Origin of the sequence: Vibrio bivalvicida (assembly GCF_001399455.2) — a bacterium.
Taxonomy (GTDB): domain Bacteria; phylum Pseudomonadota; class Gammaproteobacteria; order Enterobacterales; family Vibrionaceae; genus Vibrio; species Vibrio bivalvicida.
Genome location: NZ_LLEI02000021.1, coordinates 475,629 through 495,569, shown reverse-complemented (window position 1 = coordinate 495,569; position 19,941 = coordinate 475,629). Strand labels below are relative to the sequence as shown.

Genomic DNA, 19,941 nt, shown 5'->3' with positions numbered 1-19,941 from the left:
GAATCGATAACTGGTCTGAATGACCCCAGCGACAATATACTATGACGACAACTACACAAGAAACAGCACTTCCACTTGGGCAACAGCTATTTAAAATGACTTGGCCGATGGTATTTGGCGTTTTGTCTATTATGAGCTTTCAGCTTGTAGATAGTGCGTTTATCGGCCAACTAGGCATTCTTCCCCTAGCCGCCCAAGGTTTTACACTACCCATTCAAATGGTAATTATCGGTATTCAAGTTGGTCTAGGGATTGCGACGACTGCTGTCATTGCCAAAGCGATTGGAGCAAATCAACAGAGATATGCAAAACAGCTTGGCGGTCTTGTTATTGCTATGGGGAGTATTGGTGTCGCACTGTTTTCTGTTCTTATCTATCTTGTGCGTGAGCCCATTCTATCGTTGCTCAGTGCACCAGAAAGCGTACTTCCTATTATCGATAGCTACTGGATTTATTGGTTGGTTAGCGCTTGGGTCGGTGCGGTACTTTATTTCTTCTACAGTGTATGTCGAGCAAATGGTAACACCATGCTTCCGGGCACTATGATGATGGTAACCAGTCTACTTAACTTAGTTCTGGATCCAATTTTTATCTTTACACTCGATATGGGAATCAATGGCGCGGCTATAGCAACCATTCTTGCCTTTGGTATCGGTATCCTGATTGTTGCACCTAAAGTCACCCGTAAACACTGGATGAGTTTTGACTGGAGCGATTTGCACGTCATTAGTAGTGTTCGCTCTATAGGCAATATCATGGGGCCGGCAATGATCAGCCAATTACTTCCACCTTTGTCATCAATGCTAGCCACCAAACTTTTAGCAAGTTATGGTACTGCTGCCGTTGCGGCTTGGGCACTAGGATCTCGCTTTGAGTTTTTCGCGATTGTCTCGGTTCTCGCACTGACCATGTCAATGCCCCCTATGGTTGGTAAACTGCTAGGAGCGAACAATCTAGTGGATATTCGTAGGCTCGTTGTGATCGCTTGTAAATTTGTCCTTGGCTTTCAGGTCCTTATTGCGACTATCGCGTTACTCACTTCAAATGGGCTCGCTGTACTTATGACAAGCGAATCAGAAGTTGAAACCATTTTAAATTACCACCTAGCGATTGTCCCTTTCAGTCTTGGTCCACTAGGAGTTTGTATGTTGATGGTTTCGATATCGAATGCGCTAGGTAAGTCATACACAGCGTTAACCATCTCGGCGTTACGTTTATTCGCGTTTTACTTACCTTGTCTATGGTTAGGCGCTGAGCTTGGTGGTATCCAAGGTCTATTCTGGGGGGCATTCGGTGGCAATATCTTAGCGGGTATTTGCGCTTGGAGCATGTACCAAAGAGCACTGGGCCAAATCGAACACAAACTGCAATCTGCGTAATTTGTTGATTGCAATCTCTGGCATATGTCGATAGTCTAAAAAATCACCACATAGGAATAATTATGAAATTTGCATTTACCTACCTTTGGCTCCTCCTCGTTAATGCCTGTAGCTGGTAGGTAAATCCCTGTCTGGCTGCGAGAATCGTAGCCAGCGCACCTCCTTTCTCGTAGCCCCCCCCCCCTCTTAAAGAAAGGATACGAGAAACATGACTGAAGAAACCCAAGTCACCCCCTCAGAAACTGCATCACTATCTCAAGTTGGAATTTTGCTTGCCCTAGCGGGTTGCGTTCTCTTTTCTATAAAACCTATCTTGGTAAAAGTCGCATACCAATATGGTGGTGATGCCACTTCAATCATGACTTTGCGCGCATTTAGCTCTTTACCACTCTATTTTTTGATGTTTCTCTACTTGTGCAGACACAAAGAAAACAGAAATAGAGTAAAAAAGTATGGCCTAAAGGCCGCAGCGATTGGAGTGATCGGCTACTACTTGGCGAGCTTTCTCGATATTGCCGCCCTCCAGTTTATTACTGCCCAACTAGAGCGGTTGCTGATCTTCTTGTTCCCTACCTTTGTTGTTCTAATCAGTTGGGCTTTGTATCAGCAGAGACCAAGTCGAACAGTGATCCTCTCAGCCTGTATCGGCTACTTAGGGATAGGCTTTATTGTTGTACATGACTTCAACACATTGGGTAAATCCGTGCTGCTTGGTAGCTTACTCGCAGTCGCTTCTGCGCTGGTGTTTGCGTTTTACTTAGTATGGAGTAAACCACTGATTGGTCATCTGGGCAGCTCACTATTCACTAGTATTGGAATGGGCAGTGCTGGGATGGCGATCATGGTCCATTTAGCTTTGAGTGGTTCCACCATTTCAGACTGGAGCAGAGAACTGATCACAACGGGTGTGCTACTTGGAATATTTTGCACGGTTCTGCCTTCCTACTTAGTCGCCGCTGCAATGGCAAGGCTGACACCTACCACACTTAGCTTAACCAGCAATGTTGGCCCCGCGATCACCGCAGGTATCGCCGTGGTAGTTCTCGATGAGACCTTTACAATCTGGCATGCACTTGGCCTCATCCTTGTGGTTACCTCTGTCTATACCTTGAATAGGAAGTAGTTGGCCTTACACATCACAGTATCTGTCTATATCAGTCGTGCAGGTAACGCAATGCAACTAAAAACACCTTTATCAATAGCACACATGTGACCACAGTCGCATACGTTCGGTGATTTTATAATTAGATTAATATTCATACGAACAATCAATTCATCAAGGAATGTAATGAAATTTATCTCGCACTCGATTTCAATACTTCTTTCCATTTCGACACTCGTAGGTTGCTCTTCAATACCACAAGAAGCACCAGAGTTATCCCTAGAACTTGGAAAAAGAATTCAAGTACTAGAACAGTCAAACGTCACCCTCCTAAAGCGTTTTTTTGAGCAAAAGCGTGCACAAGTAGATGAATTCATCGCGAAAGAATGGATTCCAGAGTTCGCCGAACAAGTCTTTTCCAACAATAAAGTAGCAAAAGACTGGAACACCATCGTTGAAGAAAATAGCAAACATCAGAGAGTAGCGTTCCTAGTTAAATATGGCCCCAAGTTACAACAGAAAATCAACCAGAAACGCAAAAAGTTAATCAAACCACTTGATGACTTAGAAAGGTTAATCGAGGAAAAAATTAGATTTGAGTTTGCTCAAGCACGAGCAATCAACCACAGCCTAACTAGCTTTTTAACGTCAGCATCTAAAATTGATGAAAATAGGGAGCGATACCTTAACTTCGTTGGTTTTGAACAAAGCGAAATGACAAATCTCATCGATAAAACAGATGAAGCGGTAGAATCATTATTAGGGAAAACAAACAAGTTAAATAAAAAGACAGAAGAAGCAAAAGAATACCTTGAGAAAATGGAAGGATTGCGTGAGTCACTTTAACAAAGGAGAACATATATGCCGTTGAATTGGGAAAATGATGACAATGAATTAGATAGCATTCTTGATGCCGCAGCAGCCACGACGGATAAGAAACTTGCATCACGAATATCGTCTATTACGCACATGACGGACGAGGAGGTTCTAGAACTGTTTCCCACCTCAGAAGATGTACAAAAACTCAACGATCTAATGAAAATTGTAAAGTCTTCTGAAGATAGAAATCTCAAGGTTTCGAAGATTGTAAATAATGCCGAAGAATTTGGTGGAGTTATCTTAACGCTAATAACAAAATTCGCGTAATAGATATTTATGGTCGCGTCAAAATATGTGGTTCAACATATCAACGAGTATGGAAGCTATTATGAATACTGTATCACCCTATAAAACAATCTTAGACCAAGGTAACGCATATTGGATGGCGAGACTCGCCAAGGAAGTCTATAAGAAAACTTCTAGCAATAATCAAATGCCCGATGAAGATATGATTCTCACGTCAATTAAGAACGATGATGATAGGTTTATTTCGGTTTTTGGCGTCGATAATAATAGTGCTCAGGCCGCATTAATAGAACATGACGAATATTTGTGCATAACCTTTAGGGGTACAAATGAAGTCGCAGATTGGTTGGACAACATCAACGCCTTTTCTACCAATGAGCTTTTTGGTGAGTTTCACAGGGGCTTCTATCAATCCGTTGAAGATGTCTGGCCCAAGCTAGATTCAAAATGTAAAGCTCTACAAAAAGAAAAAAAGAGACCACTTTTTTTTGCTGGGCATAGTTTAGGGGGAGCGATGGCGACCATCGCCGCAGCTAAGTACATTCATGAAGATAAGCCATTCACAAGTGTATACACTTTTGGTCAACCAAGAGCGCTGACTAGGGTGACCTCTCAATTTTTCAATGTAGAGTGCAAAAATCGCTTCTTCAGATTTCACAACAACAATGACATCGTTACTAGAGTTCCCGCTAGACTAATGGGATATAGTCACGTAGGTAGCTATTTGTATATATCAGAAGAAAAACTGATTCATCAAGACCCTGGATTCTGGTTTAGGTTCGTGGACTATTTTGATGGTGCTCTTAGCGCGTTGCGAGAAAAAGGAATTGACGGGGTAGAGGATCATGATATGGGGAGATATCTAGAAGCTATTGAAAAATGGGATCTTGAGTAACCTAATATTAAATAGATGCACTTATCAATTAAATAGCTAGCTGATTGTGGCTCAGAAAACCAATCACAGCACAGAAAAATAATAGTAATTGGTGACTATACTAAGCGGTTACTTTCCTATTTCTTTTGTCAGTTTAGTAAACAACTAGAACACAATCTGAGGGTATAGACAAAATGGATTTTAAGTTTAGAAACCACCTTATTCTATTAATTGTTATTTTTGTTGGTGGCGTACAGGCAAAAGAATGTGACAATTTTAAAGCATCAAATCAAATACATGTCATCGACAAAGGTACTTTTATGCTTTCTTTAGACAAAGGGAATGCGAATGTTTCCTCATATTTGCCTTCAGGAACAATGGTAAAAACAATCAGAAAGCAAACAATCAATCACCATAAAAGAGCCCATCGCCCTCCTATTCCAAAATGCTATTTAAAAGTACAAACCAACTTAGGGAAAGTCGGTTTTGTACTCCAAGAGTCACTAAGTAGCTCTTCTTTATTCAATGGAGAATATCTATTCCCAAGAACAGAGATTGTAATATACAAAAGGCCAAACTTGGAGAAAGTAACGTCTTATCGAAATGGTGACGACACACTGAAAAATGACGTTTTCATGTCTTCTACCAACCCCAAGATTACAGAAAAACTAAAAGTTATTGGCATGGACTCTGGTCAGGATTTTTATATTGTAAAATCAAATTTTCTTGGTGAAAAAGTTAGAGGATACGTATTTGCCGATGATATCGAAAGGGGTAAAGCAGCCTTAGTAAACCCTCAAGAAACGGTCTTTGTTGATAGAAAAATAAATCAAGTCAGTAGCAATGTAAAAGAGATTTTTAATGCTCTCCTAAGCGATAAAGTCAATAAAGAGTTAGATGTCATTCTAGATGACTTTGCTCATGATGCCATTTTAGAAGTTTGTAAAGTTCCACTGAGCGTGACTCCATCTGTTGAAATAAAAGCGGATACACTTTGGATCAGCGGTGCTGTTAAAATAGAAGGAAAAATCATTCTCAAAGCTAAAGAAAGAAGTTTCTCCCACGAATCATACACGATTGTAAAAGGAAATAGAGAAGACAAGATCGAGTTTATGAAACACCTTACTTGTGATTCAGAAAGCATGTTGTTCCCAGTTGTTGTGAAAATTAAACAAGGAAAACTTGTCTTAAGACGAGATGGCTTCAAAAAACTAGGAGCCATATTTCGCAAAAAAGAAGACCCAATTGCAGATCAACAGTTCAAAACGATGTTAACCATAAAATCTTATGGCGACTGGTACTCTGTATTTAGCCACCTAGACAATAACCTACAAGATTGGAAGGCCATTTACGGTGACAATTACGACGTACTCATTGATATTCTTATCGACTCTATTTCTTACTTTCCACCATCTCAAAAGCGTGTCATTGCGAGTATATAAGGTCGAGACTAAAGAGCACAGGTTATCATCAAAAGCTAATATGGAAAGCTAGATACTTGTAGTTCTCGCGGCGGATTTGTCTAGCAAGAGCAAATTCGTCGAGTGACCTGAGCTAAATTACATCGTATGATTCAGCTTATCTATTTTTCAGACACCTATATAATGAGCACCCAAAACCACCATCCACTTCAAGGCGCTAGCTGGATGCTAAGCGCAGGACTAGCTTTTGCCATCGTAAACAGCTTAGCTCAAATGGCGAGTATCAATTACGGTCTTTCATCGACCACTGTTGCTCTTATTCAATATGCAATTGCGCTTGTGGTAATTCTTCCCTACTTGAAAACACTTGGGATCAAACAGTCATTACGTACGCAGAATCTGGGTATGCACATCTTACGCGTTTTTTTAGCGGTGATTGGTATTCAGCTCTGGCTATGGGCGCTGGCTTATCCCGTTCCTATTTGGCAAGGCATCGCGCTGCTTATGACCTCTCCTCTGTTTGCCACCATTGGATCTGGTTTGTTTCTCAAAGAAAGAGTTGGCTTAGCTCGTTGGGGAGCAACCATCACCGGCTTTATTGGCGCAATGATAATTCTTGAGCCGTGGGCTGATGACTTTAGCTGGGCGACACTACTTCCAGTAGGGGCGGCGTTCTTTTGGGCTTGTTATGCTCTCATGGTGAAGAAGCTTTCCTCTCAGGATTCACCTTCAACTATGGTGGTGTATCTGCTGATATTGATCACTCCATTTAATGTTTTACTGGCGATTCCAGACTGGCAGATTCCAAGCGGTGGCACGTTGTGGTTAATCTTGATTGCTGCGGGCACGATGACAGCGCTTGCCCAGTGGGCTATTGTTAAAGCATATTCCGTCGCCGACGCCTCATTTGTTCAACCCTTTGATCACGCTAAACTTCCGCTTAATGTACTCGCTGGATGGATGTTTTTTGGTTGGGTTCCACCGGGTAGGCTATGGCTTGGTGCAGCAATTATCATAGCGTCAGTAGCCTTTATTACCCGTTGGGAAGCAAAAAAGCCGAAAGCACTGAAAGAATTTTCGAGTTAACTCGTTCTAATAAGTCATAGCTTTTACGGAGAGATCTCTATGACACAACCAATCAAATTAACACTTTATCGCTGGGCTGGCAGTTGGGGACCATTTAAGGTCAATATCCCTTGCGGGGAATGTACTCTGACCAAAGATATACTTAAAGATACCTTTGAAAATGAGCTTGCTGGTATACCGGTAGAACTTGAAGTGAAAGATTGGCTCTCTCATTGGTGGGAACCGCTAAAAGTAGGAGCATGGCACGCACCTATTCTTATGGTCGAAGGAAAAGTAGTTAGCCAAGGAGAAGCACTCAACCGTGGTGTGTTAGTACAATCGGTGATTCAAGAGTGGACAAAACACGACACACTCAAAGGTAATATCGTTTACGGTAAGGCAACCTGCCCCTACTGCGTCAAAGCGAAGAAAACCTTGGATGAAGCGGGAATCGATTACCAATACTATGACGTAGTAAAAGACAGCGCTGCACTCTACCGAATGATTCCTGAAGTAAAAGCGCACATTGGAGAAAAAACACCTGTGACCGTGCCACAAATCTGGTTAGATGGTCATTACATTGGTGGTGCGGATAACTTAACCGCTTGGGTTGAAGAGAGAGGACTAACCACTGTGCCTGATAACGTGGTTTCTCTTTAGGTTAGAGCTACAAAAATAACAAAGCCCCGCTTTTGATAAAGCGGGGCTTTGTTTTGAAGAGCCAAAACAAGCAACCTGCATGGCTCAACGAAAATTCTCTTGCACTTACGCGCTGGTCACTTTTTTCATCATACGCTTGATGAAGGTGCTCTTTTTCGCTTTAGGCTTACCATAAAGTGCATCTTGCATGGCTTGCTTTGCGATCATCTGACCTAGATATGCGTTGCCTAATTCGTGATTCATGATTATCTCCTTAAAGTCTAAATGTGATTTTAATCACAAATAAAATAAAAACAAGATCTAAATCACATTATTTTCAACCATTAACCGCGTTTTGGTTGTTGATAGGTTTTTCCTGCCACTTGGTAAGTGTCTTTACGCTTAACATCAAACATCACATCAAAGAACCAAGCAACAAAACGAATCACATCATCACCTTCATCCATGACGTGCTCGACAAATTCTTGCTCTTCGCCTTGTTCATTGGTCTGTACAGTGATGTGATAAATACGCTTTGCTTCGTCGACTTCAGCCAGAGCAAACTGACCTGTCAATGACAGTGCTGCCTCAGCGATCTCTTGATCTTCACTTGCTTTCAAAACTTCCAAGGCTTGTGGCAAGTTTTCTTTTTCACATAGTAACTTTACCAGTGTTTCAAAATCTTTTAGTTCCATTGATTTCATCTCAAAATAGAAATTTTCGGGCATTGTATACCCATAGCGCTATCAAGCAAACTTTTGCTGTGCGACAAGCATCTTTTTCGAGAACAACAACACCAAGCCCATCGTAGTCGCCGAAATTAAATAGAACACTCCCATACTCATTTGACTATTGACCCAGTTCTCAACGAGATAACCTCCTAGCACCCCCGATAAACACATTTGCACCGCTCCTGACAACGCAGACACTGAACCTGCCTGCCTTTTATGTGGTTCGAGCAACATGCTAATTGAAATTGGTGTTGCCAAACCTTGGGCAATTGTCAACAGGGTAAATGCCCACACTAGGTTAAACAAGGTCACTTCAGTCACTAGCAACCACAGTCCAGCGATCATCATGGTTGAAATTGCCAGCCCAAGTATTTGCTTGGTATTAAGATAACGGTTGACTACATTAAGCAGTAAGCTGCCCATCATTAACCCACCAGATGGGATGATCATCACTGAACCGTACTCAGCTGCCGTCAAGCCTAATTGATGCTGCAAGATGAATGGCATAACAGACAAGGATACAACACAAGTGAGATAAGTAACCCAGTTATAGCTCGCACTTGAAATTACCTGCTTGTTCTTCACCAGTGTTCCGTAGTTCTTAATAACACTCAATAAGTTGAAGCGTGTCTTGCCATAAGTCATGGTTTCAGGAAGAACAAAATAACCAAGGGTAAAGATCGCTATCAAGTAGAGCAAAACAAACATAAACACAGCTTCCCACCCTAGATAAAAGGCGATCCAGCCTCCCATAACAGGCGCGATGATTGGCATGATGGAAGCGGTAATTGAAATGTAGGATAACGCTTTAGTGAGCTGTGCGCCTTCATAACTGTCACGCAAGACACTTCGGCCTAAGACAGACGCGCTGCCAGCGCCTAAACCTTGTAAAAAACGGCCTAATATCAAGATAGTTAAGTTGTCAGCAAACGCGATACACAAAACTGTCGCAGCCAAGTAAATCCCCTGACCAAGTATAAAAACTGGGCGTCGACCAATTGAATCAGATAAAGGACCGTAAAATAGCTGAGATAGGCCAAACGCAACAAGAAAAACAGTGACAAGGAGTTGTACATCAGCTTGGCCAACATTAAGGCTATTGCTGATCAATGGCAGCGAAGGAAGATAGATGCTGACCCCAACCTGACCAGTAGCAATGATCATCATCGCTAACAAAATGGGTGTTTTCTTCATAGCATCTCCTCATTCAACAGTGATGCCAGTTTAAATTATCCACTAACTAATGATAATATACCGCTATGGAAAGTAATTAGTTCCAGATAAGAAATAATAAGGTGGTATGATGGATTGGATTCAGAGTGTTCAAAGTTATATTCGTGTTGTTGATGAAGGCAGTTTTAATGGTGCAGCAAGAACTCTTAATACCACCAGCTCTGCCATCAGTAAACGTATTCATTGGCTAGAAGAACGCATCGGTGTTCAGTTGCTAAAACGAACCACTCGTTCCGTGACACAAACTGAAGCGGGTGCGCTGTTCTATGAACGCGCCAAAGTTCAACTTGATGGTTGGCAGTCGATTGTTGATGAAACCCGATCAGTATCTCAGACACCAGCAGGATTGCTAAAGATTGGCGCGACACTTGCGGTTGGATCTAAATTCTTGGTTCAATACCTAAATGATTTTTTGCAGATGTATCCCGACATCCGCATTCAACTTATCACAACCACTCCCGGTCAATTACCGACACTGAGTTTGGATCTGTTTATCAGCCGAGAGATTGAGCAACTAAACTCACTCAGTTTCAAAGCCACTCCACTTTTTGAGCATCGAGCCGGATTCTATGCCTCACCAGGCTACATAAAGCAATTTGGTGAACCGCAAGACTATCGCGATCTTACTCAGCACAATATGTTAGTTTGGGGCGAGAGAACTCAACGTGAGATTTGCTTGACCAATGGGCAAAAGATTGTGCTCAATGGCAATTTTGCCACATCCAATCCAGAAGCACTTTTTTACGCAGCCAAAAGTGGCATGGGATTACTGTTGACTAATGACGTGATGATCAAAGAGGATCTTAAGCTTGGCGCTTTACAACGTATCTTACCCGATATAACTGCTGACGAAGCAACAGTTTACGCCTACTACCCAAAACTTGACTATCAGCATACTCGTACTCAATTATTTCTAGACTACTTGAAAGAACGCCTTTCCAATCAACAATAGCACCATTTTCCAAACAGAAAGTCATATTTGTCATTTGCATTAATATGCGACTCGTACCATATTTAATTAGTAACTAGACCAACAATTAAGTGATACAAATCACAATAACAGTGAGTTGCCGTTATGGTTAGGACAACGTCAGTACAGAACTCGTTAAGCATCGAGACGATTAACGAAACTCTGAGCTTGGATGGGCTAGATCTACTGAACAAAGCTACGTTGGAACTTCAGTATTACTCTGACTCGTTTTGTACGTGCATTATTGAACTCGATCAATTTACCAATAGATCAACCCTGTTGGCATCTTCGAGTGGCGCTAAATTGCAACGAAACGATTATCTTGCGCCTCTCACTCACAGTACCTGTACTTTCGTAGTTAAGTCTAATCAAGACTACATCATCTGTGCGTCCAACGCTCAGCGCCTACATCCTAATGAACAATATATTACTGAACACAATATTGAGTCTTACTTAGCCATACCATTGAAAACCCATAACGGCGAGGTACTGGGTATTCTTCTCTCTGCTTACACAGGCGCGATTAAGTCTGAGGAGAAGCAAGACCTTATTTATAGTCATAAGCTGTTTGCCAATATTGTCACTCACAACCTTAAATCAAAATGGTTAACGGCTCGCTCTGAAACACTCGTTGACCAATTAAGCTATGAAGTCTCCCATGACAACCTCACAGGGCTACTGAATCGAAGCTATTTGTCAGATAGGTTAGAAAGGTTAAGTGAAACGCAAAACATTCCTTTTACCCTCGCCTATTTGGATATCGATAACTTTAAATCAATCAATGATCTATATGGCAACTATATTGGTGATCAGATCATCAAGTTTGTTGCCAATACGATCAAAAGTACAATAGAAGACGAACAGTTTGCATTTAGAATTGCAGGGGATGAGTTCGCCTTTATTACTCAATCGGGTGACCCGTTTAAAATCTGCCACGCCATTATTAAGAATCTAGAAAAAGGATATCAAGATCCTGTACATAAAATTAAATTCACCACAAGTATTGGCTTAGCGAAAAATAATAATCAAAGTCTATCGGCTGACCAAATTATTTTAAACGCAAGCCTAGCACTTAAAGACTGCAAGCAATCTCGTCACTTGCAAGTTCAGTGCTACGATACTCACTTAAGTGCACAATATTACCGACGAGCACTTATCATTGATGCACTGCGGACGGAACTTGCCAAAGAAAGCGTCAGCGACAGTGAATTGTACGTTGCAGTTCAGCCGATTGTTGAACGAAATAGCAATCAATGGAACTACTTTGAAGTCCTAGCTCGTTGGCAAAGCCATGCACTGGGTACTATCTCTCCGCTAGAGTTTATTGAAGCCGCTGAACAATCTGGCTTAATCGTTGAATTAGGAGAGCATATCGTTGAATTGGCTTGTAAAGCTAAACTAGCATTAGAAAAAGGCTTAGGACATGATGTACAACTGAGCCTCAATTGCTCAGCTCATGAACTGCAGAATTCAAGCCGTTACTTACAGCACCTTCTAGATACCATTAAGCGTTTTGGCTTTAAGCCCGATGAGTTTACTATCGAGCTTACAGAAACTGTTCTTCTCTCTCAAACAGAAGAAATGAAAAAAATACTCTGCAAACTGCGTTTCCTCGGATTTAAAGTGGCGTTGGATGACTTCGGTACCGGGTATTCGAGTCTTAACTACATCCATAGTTATCCGATCGATTGCATCAAAATAGACGCCACCTTTATTCGAAATATGCTCACCAATGAGACGGCGGAACGTGTTGTGTGGCTAATTGTTCAACTTGCCAAACAATTGAACGTATCATTAGTTGCAGAAGGTGTTGAAGATCAAGACGCTCTTGAAAAGCTCTATGATATGGACTGTACCCAGATCCAAGGATACTATTTTTCAAAACCTGACACGCCACAAAATATCGTTCAACAAAGTTTCGAACGCATTACACAGCAACAGCAAGTCTCTAATGGATAAGCGTGAAAAACTAATTATGGAGGAAGAGCTAGCCGACTAGAATGGCACCTCCACCTGCATCATAAAATCACCGTCATACTGCTCGTGCCATCGGTAATCGAGTCGCATACGTGGCGTTCCTGCGTCTAAATCACCAAAGCCCAAGCTAAGCTGTAGTCCATGACTTTTGATCCAGTTTTCTGCACTCATGTCTGCGAGGTGTTCTTCCAACTCATTCGGTACCCAGACTCCAACACCAAAGTGTTTAGACGATGCACTATTGGTTGAAATAAGAGGGGTTGTGTCATTGCTAATCAGCCAGTCTGACCAATATGAGGAGTGATCATCGCTTTGCTCTGCAAGGGTAAGGTCCATGAAGACTTCATTTGACGTATCAGTTTCTATATCAAAGTCAAAAGCCGAGACGCAAGGATGGTTAGCACCAGCAAGTAGCAGAGAATGTGAAGCTCCGTCTCCTTGGTACAACACACACGCCGTAGAAAATGGAGAGAACGATAACATTACACATATCATTCCACACTTTAACATTCACGCCTCAAATATATAGTACAAAGTCCTATTTAATAATACTCCTTTTCGAGCAATTTACGTAAAACTTTTGTAGTAACAAGATGTGACACGTCCTTTTTCTGCTCAAGCCCTCTACGAATATCAGTGCTTCTCACTTGAACCTTTTCAGGGCAGCAAATTATAGACCAACGATTAACGATCTCGTCTGCTTTATAAAATTTGGCAAAGCTAAACAAGTTATCTGGCCCCAGCACAAACGTCAGTTCACTATCAGGGTACTGAGCTTCTACTGCCTCAAGCACCGCAAAGGTTGTTACGCTGTTCTCTGGTGAATAAAGAGATTCCTCGATAGTTGAACGCTCAATATTGCTCACGTCCAAGTCTTCAATAAAGGCATCGACTAACTCACATCGCTCAGCGTAATCGAGCATTTTCTTACCCCAAGCATGAGCAATACTTGGTAACAGCAATACCCGATCAAAATGGGCTAAAGATTCAATCACACTTTTGTGGCCTAGGCTTGGTGGGTTAAAAGCGCTTCCAAATACAGCAATTTTGCTCATTTTATTCATTCACTCTGTATTGAAAACTGTGATCACAGTTTTCTAATTCCTTGATTGCGGTATGATATAGGTCTGTGACTTTAACACGTTCACTTCAGCATAAATATGTCTTGCTGAGGTTGACCTGTTAAGGCTACCAATTTTTATTGCCCAATTTTAAACTACATTGCTTGCAGGAAGGAAACATAATGGAACAGTTGATTCGCGATGAAATGCGCGTTCTGCCGTCGATCGACCCTCACTTTGAGATTACCCGTCGTGTCGACTTTATTAAGCGAAAACTTCAAGAAGCAGGATGCAAATCTTTAGTGCTTGGTATTAGTGGTGGTGTTGATTCAACAACCTGTGGTCGCTTAGCGCAACTTGCTGTTGATCAATTAAATGAAGAATCAAATAGTGGCTACCAGTTCATTGCAGTTCGACTACCGTATGGTGAACAAAAAGACGAAGACGAAGCACAACTTGCCCTTCAGTTCATCCAGCCATCGCAATCTGTTTCTGTCAATATAAAGGCGGGCGTCGACGGCCTACACGCGGCAAGCCACACAGCATTAGAAAATACTGGCCTACTCCCACAAGACAACGCTAAAGTCGATTTTGTGAAAGGTAACGTGAAAGCACGCGCTCGTATGGTTGCCCAATATGAGATCGCTGGCTATGTTGGCGGGTTAGTGATTGGTACTGATCACTCTGCAGAAAACATAACTGGCTTCTACACCAAGTTTGGTGATGGCGCTTGTGACCTTGCCCCTCTATTTGGTCTAAGCAAACGTCAAGTACGCGAAGTAGGCGCGACACTAGGCGCACCTGAATTATTGGTTAAAAAGGTTCCTACAGCAGACTTAGAAGAGTTAGCCCCACAAAAAGCCGACGAAGACGCGCTTAATCTAACCTATGAGCAAATAGATGACTTCTTAGAAGGTAAGCCTGTTTCTGAAGAAGTGACAGAGCGCTTAATTCATATTTATAAGGTGACCCAGCACAAACGCCAGCCAATTCCAACAATTTACGACTAGCACACAAACAAAATAGCCTCTCAATCGAGAGGCTATTTCCTGTTTCTACGGGCGATTTTTTACCGGATTAGCGTAACTTGCCACTAAGAATGGCTGCGCACCTTGTGGTAATAAGTTGAGCTTTTCAGCCATTGTCGCTTTCACATCATCGTTCACGTCTTCATTACCTGCAGCAAGCTCATTGATTGGGAACAGTTTGTAATTCGCGTGCACCTGACGATCAATTTCTTCGGCAAGTGCTTCTGGTGTTTCAAAATCTTGTTCAATTACATCACCAAAACCAACATGTACATGACCTTTATCACCGACAATACCTTGAATGATACTCTCGATATCTTCAAACTCCCCTTTCTCGTAGCTACCGACCGAGTCTTTGGCATGCAACTCAAGCGCTTTAGCGATGTCACATGGATCGTTCTCGTATGAAATCGCGACAGGAACAATTTTTAATGACTTGATGTATTCAGGGAATGAGAGCTTTTGCTTGCGTCCTTCGACATGGAACATCTTTAAAATGGCTGGATCGGTAAAGTCATTACCATCTTTCGCGCGGCCCTCTTTTTGCGCTATCCAAATAGAGTGACCTGTTTCGAGAGAATGCTTGATATAACCAGACAAAGTACCTAGTGTTTTCATCATTTCACGCGGCCCTTTCGCCGAACGTTTCACAATGAAACTCTTATTAAGCTTCATCAACTCTGTTGCACAAGGCTTCTTTAGTAAGTTGTCGCCAATCGCAATACGAACAGTTTTGTGCCCACTTTGGTACAGGCCGTAGTTAACCAGTGCTGGATCCATTGCAATATCACGGTGATTGGAAACGAACAGGTAAGCTTGCTCGGGATCGAGCTTGTCCAAACCACTGTACGTCACGCCTTGGGTTGTCGACTTAAGAGTCTGATCAAGATACTTCTTCACTTCTAACTGAATAGTTTCAACGGAATTCAGCTTTGACCATTTCATCTTTAAGTAGATCTTAACTAAAGGCGACATGAGCGTCTTAAACCAACCTGCGTGGTTTGAAAAGCGGTGCTGCAAAATCGCACTGATGAATTCTTCATCGTTGACTAAGCGGTCAATTGCCGCTGGAATTTCGTCATCACTGTAAGGACGAATTTCAATAAATGGGTCGGTGTTTGTCGTCATTATTTTATACATTAGGTAAAAAGCTGGACTATTCTACGCATAGAAACCGTTCTTGGCAGCTATAGTTCTCTCAGATTCGTGAAGGTCAGACCAGCTCATTTATCGGAATTTGCGTCATCTCCTGCACAAAGTTGGCTTTTTTTCCAATAAACGTTAATCTTAGCGGCCCGAAATTAGAGATGAACCTCATGCACTACGCTATTTCTTTCCAGTCTGAACTTAACGAATTTCTTGTCTGTACTCCACGTAAGAAGTCGCTAAAACATCAACTTATCAGCGTTAAGCAAGGTTTGGTGTTAGTCAAGCTTGGAAAGATAGAATATACGCTTGAGCCAGGGCAGTCTTTCTGGCTTCCTTGCGAGACACTAACTTCACTGAGCTATACACCAAATACGATCACAAATATTGTGGCTGTTTCCTCACGCGTCGCTGGACGTTTTCCTAAGCAAGCGGGCTACATTAACGCAAATGCGTTGCTAACGGCCTTGCTCAATCGTTTAGATGAACTCAAACCTAAACGTGAAGAGCAGATCGACTTGCTTAAAGTGGTACAAACAGAACTCACCGCGCTCAAGCCCGAATTGAAAACAACGAAATACACTCAGCAAGTTAATCAATGGCAGGTAGAGCAGTCGTCTAGCTTATCCAATGAACTAAAGTTGGTGCTACTTGTAAGAGAAGCCAACAAGCAACTGCAGTCGGGTAAAAAGCGTCCTGTTGTCGTAGATTCGCTATTTAATGGTGACGACACATTATTCACTAACCTTGAGCAAACAGTCCTAGGTCGCTAATTGATATAAAAGTTCTAGTTTTTACTGGCTGAATACCCATTTCATAACTATAGATCTATAAGTATTTGCTTTATTTATAGATGAGGATCGTGAAATGAAATTCAGCCATAAGATTGTGGCCGCTTCGTCTGTCTTGCTTTTAGCGACTGTCACCCTTTTAACTCTGCAGCAATACCATACCGTCAAAAGCGAAATTAAGACGCAAGTTACCTCGAGTGTAACCGAGATTGTAGACGGTGTCCGAAATACTACCGCCGCTGAAATTTATGGACGCAAAGCCATCGCAGAGTACGCTACAAGTATGCTCGAAGTGGATTTATCTCCTGACGCAGTCTCATCTGTTATCACTCGCCCTATTGTTAAAGACACCTTTCTACTAGCAGGTTTGGGCTTTGAGAAAGATGGTTCCAACATCAACAATGATCCTTCGTGGAATCCAGGGCCGACTTGGGATCCAAGAGTGCGCCCTTGGTACATTGATGCTAAGAACTCGGGGAAACTCGTTATTACAGCTCCCTACGCGGACTCGGCAACCGGAGAAATTCTTGTTTCGATTGCAACGCCCGTACGTGAAAACGGCCAATTCATAGGGGCCATTTTTTACGATGTGAGCCTTGCAGCACTTGCTGAAGTGGTAAATAAGGTGCAGTTGTTCGATGCTGGCTATGTGTTTATTGTCGCCGGCGATGGTACAACCATTGCCCACCCTACCACCGAGTTTAATGGCAAGCCTATGTCCGACTATCTGGGCAACGCGCCGATCCAAGATGACCCACAACAAGCAATGATCGATGGTAAAGCTTACACGCTCGATTTTTCAAAAGTACCCGGAGAAGACTGGTATATTGGGGTCGTCCTTGATGAAGAAGTGGCGTATCAATCTTTAGCAGATCTCCGTAACAGCTCTATCATTTACACCATAATTGCCTTGGTCATCAGTATCGTTATTTTACTAGTGCTGATTAAAACTCTTATGCGCCCACTCGACACGCTCGGCGATGCCATTCAAGATGTTGCGACAGGTCAAGGGGATTTAACCAAGCGACTCGATACTAATACTGACCAAGAGTTCTCAACACTGGCGTCTGGGTTTAACGAGTTTACCGGAACACTTCAGCAGCTCATTACTCAATCAAAAGCAATTGGTGAAGAGATTTTACGCGGCTCAGAAATGACCTCTATGGGGCTACAAGAGTCTGCATCAGCCATGCAAGACCAACTTCATGAACTCGAACAGCTCGCAACGGCAATGCACGAAATGGCGACTACTTCAGGTGATGTTGCCAATAACGCTCAAGGTGCCGCCGCCGCCGCCCGTGAAGCAGATGAAGCCACCAGTACAGGTACGGCAGTCGTCAGTGAAACGACTCATGCTATCGACAATTTATCGCAAAAAATCGACGAAGCAGTCGAAGAAGTAAAAGTCTTAGAATCAGCGACAGATAATATTGAAACCATCTTGAAGGTGATAAACGACATCGCAGACCAAACCAACCTACTCGCCCTTAACGCAGCGATTGAGGCCGCCCGTGCTGGTGAGTCTGGTCGAGGATTCGCGGTAGTTGCAGACGAGGTTAGAACCTTAGCGCAGCGCACTCAGGAGTCAACAACTGAAATACGCAATATGATTGAGCAACTGCAAGCAGGCGCGAGTTCAGTATCGAACGCAATGAATATGAGTAAGAGTACCGCGACGACTGCTGTAGAGCGCGCTCAAGAAGCTAACGTGGCATTGGAAAGTATTCGCGATGCGATTCAACAAATCAGTGATATGAATATTCAAATCGCTTCTGCCGCAGAAGAGCAAAGCTTAGTCGCCGAGGAAATCAACGGCAATACAGTGAAGATCAAAGACCTCTCCACTCAAGTGGCAGACGCGGCTGAAAACGCCAATATAGCTATGCAAGCGCAAACAGAAAATATTCGAGAGCAAGACTCTATCTTGAATAAGTTTACTGTTTAATCAAGATTAGATAGCAAAAGGCGCACGGCTTAGCTTGTGCGCTTTTTTGCCTCAAATGGCAACCAACATCATTGCCGTATTTGACTCTACAGTTGTTTTACATTGGCCTTGCTTCGGTTCAAAACTCTCAAGTGTTAGAAGATCCACCCATTCGCAACTCGCCTTAAACTCTATCGTTTGAGAGCGTTTAGATTTATTGATGATCACTAAACCTTCATTTCCGCGGCTAAATACCAGGAGATCGTCAGAAGCTTCAATAATCTTCATCTGAGATCCATGCATTCGATTGTGGAAATCAATCGCTGCGATCATTTTCTCATCTTTCCATGCAGTTAACCAACGAGGTTGCTTCTCATCATTAACGATACCGCTAGTGTCTAAGTCAGTGTAGATAAGTGGTACACCGCCATCTCGACCAAGCAAATAACAATAACCTAGCCATTCCTGCGTTTCACTCATCACTAAGCTAGCAAAAACGTCATTGTTAGGAATGTCATGAGTGATAGCAAACGTAATCGCCCGCGATTCAGATAGCGCCTGGCCAAAGCAGTAAGGGTCAACAAGGCTTTTTAGACTGCCCTCAACTTGTAGCGCATCGTGCATGGTCTGAAATAACGGGAAGTCATATGCCCCCAATCGGGTCTCTGCTAAGTAAGGCTGCAAAAACAGTTCATATTCTGGCTGGGTAGCACCACCACTAGTAATGATCTCACCAAAAATATGAATATCTTGGCAGATTTCGTCCGTCCATACCTGTTTCAAATGCTCCAAAGTCATGTGCTTTGCTGCATCAATACGAAACCCTTTAACGCCAACTGCTTTTAGTGCTTTTAAGTAGCTCTGCTGTTGGTGCACGACATGGGGACAAACCCTGAGTGTTGGTAAACCAGGGTCAGTAGGGCCACCGGTAATTCGACCATTTTGCACTTGCCAGCGATCTTCCCAATCTTCGATCCCAAATGCTTCTACAAAGTCTTGATGATCAAAAAGCGGTTCATTCAGATCCCCAAACAAGCGCTGCTGCTCATAATACTCAGCGCCGTTCTGGTAATCCTGCATATCAGAACTATTTGGATACTGAAGATCCTTTCTCATAGACGATTCATTTGCCATATGGTTAAACACCACATCAGCATAAACACCAACACCATAAGACGATAACGCCTCAAGCATACTGACAAATGATTCTGTATTACCCAGCTGATTATCGATGACCCGATAATCTTGCGGTTGATAGCGTTGCCACCATTTGGTCCCTGCTTCCCTTTTTAATGATTTCATTGGTGGTGAAACAAGTACGTATTTATAGCCCGCTTGATGTATCTGACGCGCTCGTTGCTCAACCATTTCATATGGCCAATCAAACGCATGCAGAATAACGTCTGTCGCGTGAGAATTGTTCATCACGATTTCCTTTACAAGATCCATATCACTACGACGCTACCCAAATGGCC

Annotated in this window: 20 protein-coding genes; 13 read left to right on the top strand and 7 right to left on the bottom strand. The window is 42.6% G+C overall.

Features of this window, described 5'->3' with window-relative positions:
* Nucleotides 1–41: 41 nt before the first annotated feature.
* The 8 genes from APB76_RS07470 (at nucleotide 42) to APB76_RS07435 (ending at nucleotide 7,626) form a co-directional block, all read left to right on the top strand.
* Entirely contained in the window at nucleotides 42–1,379 is a 1,338-nt protein-coding gene (locus APB76_RS07470) for an MATE family efflux transporter (protein WP_049844893.1), read from the top strand.
* 208 nt (nucleotides 1,380–1,587) lie between these two features.
* A complete protein-coding gene (locus tag APB76_RS07465; protein ID WP_054962097.1) occupies nucleotides 1,588–2,502 on the top strand; it encodes a DMT family transporter in 915 nt (304 codons plus the stop codon).
* A gap of 165 nt (nucleotides 2,503–2,667) precedes the next feature.
* Nucleotides 2,668–3,327 carry a hypothetical protein gene (locus APB76_RS07460; protein WP_054962096.1) on the top strand — a complete coding sequence of 220 codons (660 nt, stop codon included), beginning with the start codon at nucleotides 2,668–2,670 and terminating at the stop codon, nucleotides 3,325–3,327.
* A 15-nt stretch (nucleotides 3,328–3,342) separates the two neighbouring features.
* A complete protein-coding gene (locus APB76_RS07455; RefSeq protein ID WP_054962095.1) occupies nucleotides 3,343–3,627 on the top strand; it encodes a hypothetical protein in 285 nt (94 codons plus the stop codon).
* Between the two features lie 61 nt (nucleotides 3,628–3,688).
* A complete protein-coding gene (locus tag APB76_RS07450; RefSeq protein ID WP_082880283.1) occupies nucleotides 3,689–4,501 on the top strand; it encodes a lipase family protein in 813 nt (270 codons plus the stop codon).
* Between the two features lie 173 nt (nucleotides 4,502–4,674).
* Nucleotides 4,675–5,922 carry a hypothetical protein gene (locus APB76_RS07445; protein ID WP_054962093.1) on the top strand — a complete coding sequence of 416 codons (1,248 nt, stop codon included), beginning with the start codon at nucleotides 4,675–4,677 and terminating at the stop codon, nucleotides 5,920–5,922.
* Between the two features lie 162 nt (nucleotides 5,923–6,084).
* Nucleotides 6,085–6,987: a DMT family transporter gene (locus APB76_RS07440; RefSeq protein ID WP_054962092.1), complete on the top strand. Its 903-nt coding sequence runs from the start codon at nucleotides 6,085–6,087 to the stop codon at nucleotides 6,985–6,987.
* 39 nt (nucleotides 6,988–7,026) lie between these two features.
* The gene (locus tag APB76_RS07435; RefSeq protein ID WP_049844890.1) at nucleotides 7,027–7,626 is read left to right on the top strand and encodes a glutaredoxin domain-containing protein; all 600 of its coding nucleotides are present in this window, start codon (nucleotides 7,027–7,029) and stop codon (nucleotides 7,624–7,626) included.
* Between the two features lie 105 nt (nucleotides 7,627–7,731).
* Here APB76_RS07435 and APB76_RS23085 read toward each other — a convergent pair whose 3' ends face one another.
* The 3 genes from APB76_RS23085 to APB76_RS07425 form a co-directional block, all read right to left on the bottom strand.
* Entirely contained in the window at nucleotides 7,732–7,869 is a 138-nt protein-coding gene (locus APB76_RS23085; RefSeq protein WP_167350313.1) for a hypothetical protein, read from the bottom strand.
* A gap of 80 nt (nucleotides 7,870–7,949) precedes the next feature.
* Entirely contained in the window at nucleotides 7,950–8,300 is a 351-nt protein-coding gene (locus APB76_RS07430) for a hypothetical protein (RefSeq protein ID WP_049844889.1), read from the bottom strand.
* 51 nt (nucleotides 8,301–8,351) lie between these two features.
* Entirely contained in the window at nucleotides 8,352–9,530 is a 1,179-nt protein-coding gene (locus tag APB76_RS07425; RefSeq protein ID WP_054962091.1) for a multidrug effflux MFS transporter, read from the bottom strand.
* 109 nt (nucleotides 9,531–9,639) lie between these two features.
* Here APB76_RS07425 and APB76_RS07420 point away from each other — a divergent pair, with 109 nt between their 5' ends.
* Both APB76_RS07420 and APB76_RS07415 read left to right on the top strand, forming a co-directional pair.
* Nucleotides 9,640–10,521 carry a LysR family transcriptional regulator gene (locus APB76_RS07420; protein WP_049844887.1) on the top strand — a complete coding sequence of 294 codons (882 nt, stop codon included), beginning with the start codon at nucleotides 9,640–9,642 and terminating at the stop codon, nucleotides 10,519–10,521.
* Between the two features lie 123 nt (nucleotides 10,522–10,644).
* Nucleotides 10,645–12,498 carry a putative bifunctional diguanylate cyclase/phosphodiesterase gene (locus APB76_RS07415; protein WP_054962090.1) on the top strand — a complete coding sequence of 618 codons (1,854 nt, stop codon included), beginning with the start codon at nucleotides 10,645–10,647 and terminating at the stop codon, nucleotides 12,496–12,498.
* Nucleotides 12,499–12,534: 36 nt separating this feature from the next.
* Here APB76_RS07415 and APB76_RS07410 read toward each other — a convergent pair whose 3' ends face one another.
* Both APB76_RS07410 and APB76_RS07405 read right to left on the bottom strand, forming a co-directional pair.
* Nucleotides 12,535–12,999: a hypothetical protein gene (locus APB76_RS07410; protein ID WP_049844885.1), complete on the bottom strand. Its 465-nt coding sequence runs from the start codon at nucleotides 12,997–12,999 to the stop codon at nucleotides 12,535–12,537.
* A gap of 59 nt (nucleotides 13,000–13,058) precedes the next feature.
* Nucleotides 13,059–13,571 carry a nicotinate-nicotinamide nucleotide adenylyltransferase gene (locus APB76_RS07405; protein ID WP_054962089.1) on the bottom strand — a complete coding sequence of 171 codons (513 nt, stop codon included), beginning with the start codon at nucleotides 13,569–13,571 and terminating at the stop codon, nucleotides 13,059–13,061.
* A gap of 188 nt (nucleotides 13,572–13,759) precedes the next feature.
* Here APB76_RS07405 and nadE point away from each other — a divergent pair, with 188 nt between their 5' ends.
* Nucleotides 13,760–14,587 (top strand): ammonia-dependent NAD(+) synthetase, encoded by an 828-nt coding sequence (gene nadE, locus APB76_RS07400; protein WP_054962088.1) that lies wholly within the window; start codon nucleotides 13,760–13,762, stop codon nucleotides 14,585–14,587.
* Nucleotides 14,588–14,632: 45 nt separating this feature from the next.
* Here nadE and APB76_RS07395 read toward each other — a convergent pair whose 3' ends face one another.
* The gene (locus APB76_RS07395; protein WP_054962087.1) at nucleotides 14,633–15,733 is read right to left on the bottom strand and encodes a 1-acyl-sn-glycerol-3-phosphate acyltransferase; all 1,101 of its coding nucleotides are present in this window, start codon (nucleotides 15,731–15,733) and stop codon (nucleotides 14,633–14,635) included.
* Between the two features lie 188 nt (nucleotides 15,734–15,921).
* Between APB76_RS07395 and APB76_RS07390 the strand changes: the two genes are divergently transcribed.
* Entirely contained in the window at nucleotides 15,922–16,524 is a 603-nt protein-coding gene (locus APB76_RS07390; RefSeq protein WP_049844881.1) for a hypothetical protein, read from the top strand.
* Between the two features lie 94 nt (nucleotides 16,525–16,618).
* Complete coding sequence (locus APB76_RS07385; protein ID WP_049844880.1) at nucleotides 16,619–18,487, top strand: methyl-accepting chemotaxis protein; 1,869 nt, start codon at nucleotides 16,619–16,621, stop codon at nucleotides 18,485–18,487.
* Nucleotides 18,488–18,538: 51 nt separating this feature from the next.
* On the opposite strand, the gene APB76_RS07380 is transcribed toward APB76_RS07385, so the two are convergent.
* Complete coding sequence (locus tag APB76_RS07380; RefSeq protein ID WP_054962086.1) at nucleotides 18,539–19,891, bottom strand: alpha-amylase family protein; 1,353 nt, start codon at nucleotides 19,889–19,891, stop codon at nucleotides 18,539–18,541.
* Nucleotides 19,892–19,941 lie beyond the last annotated feature (50 nt).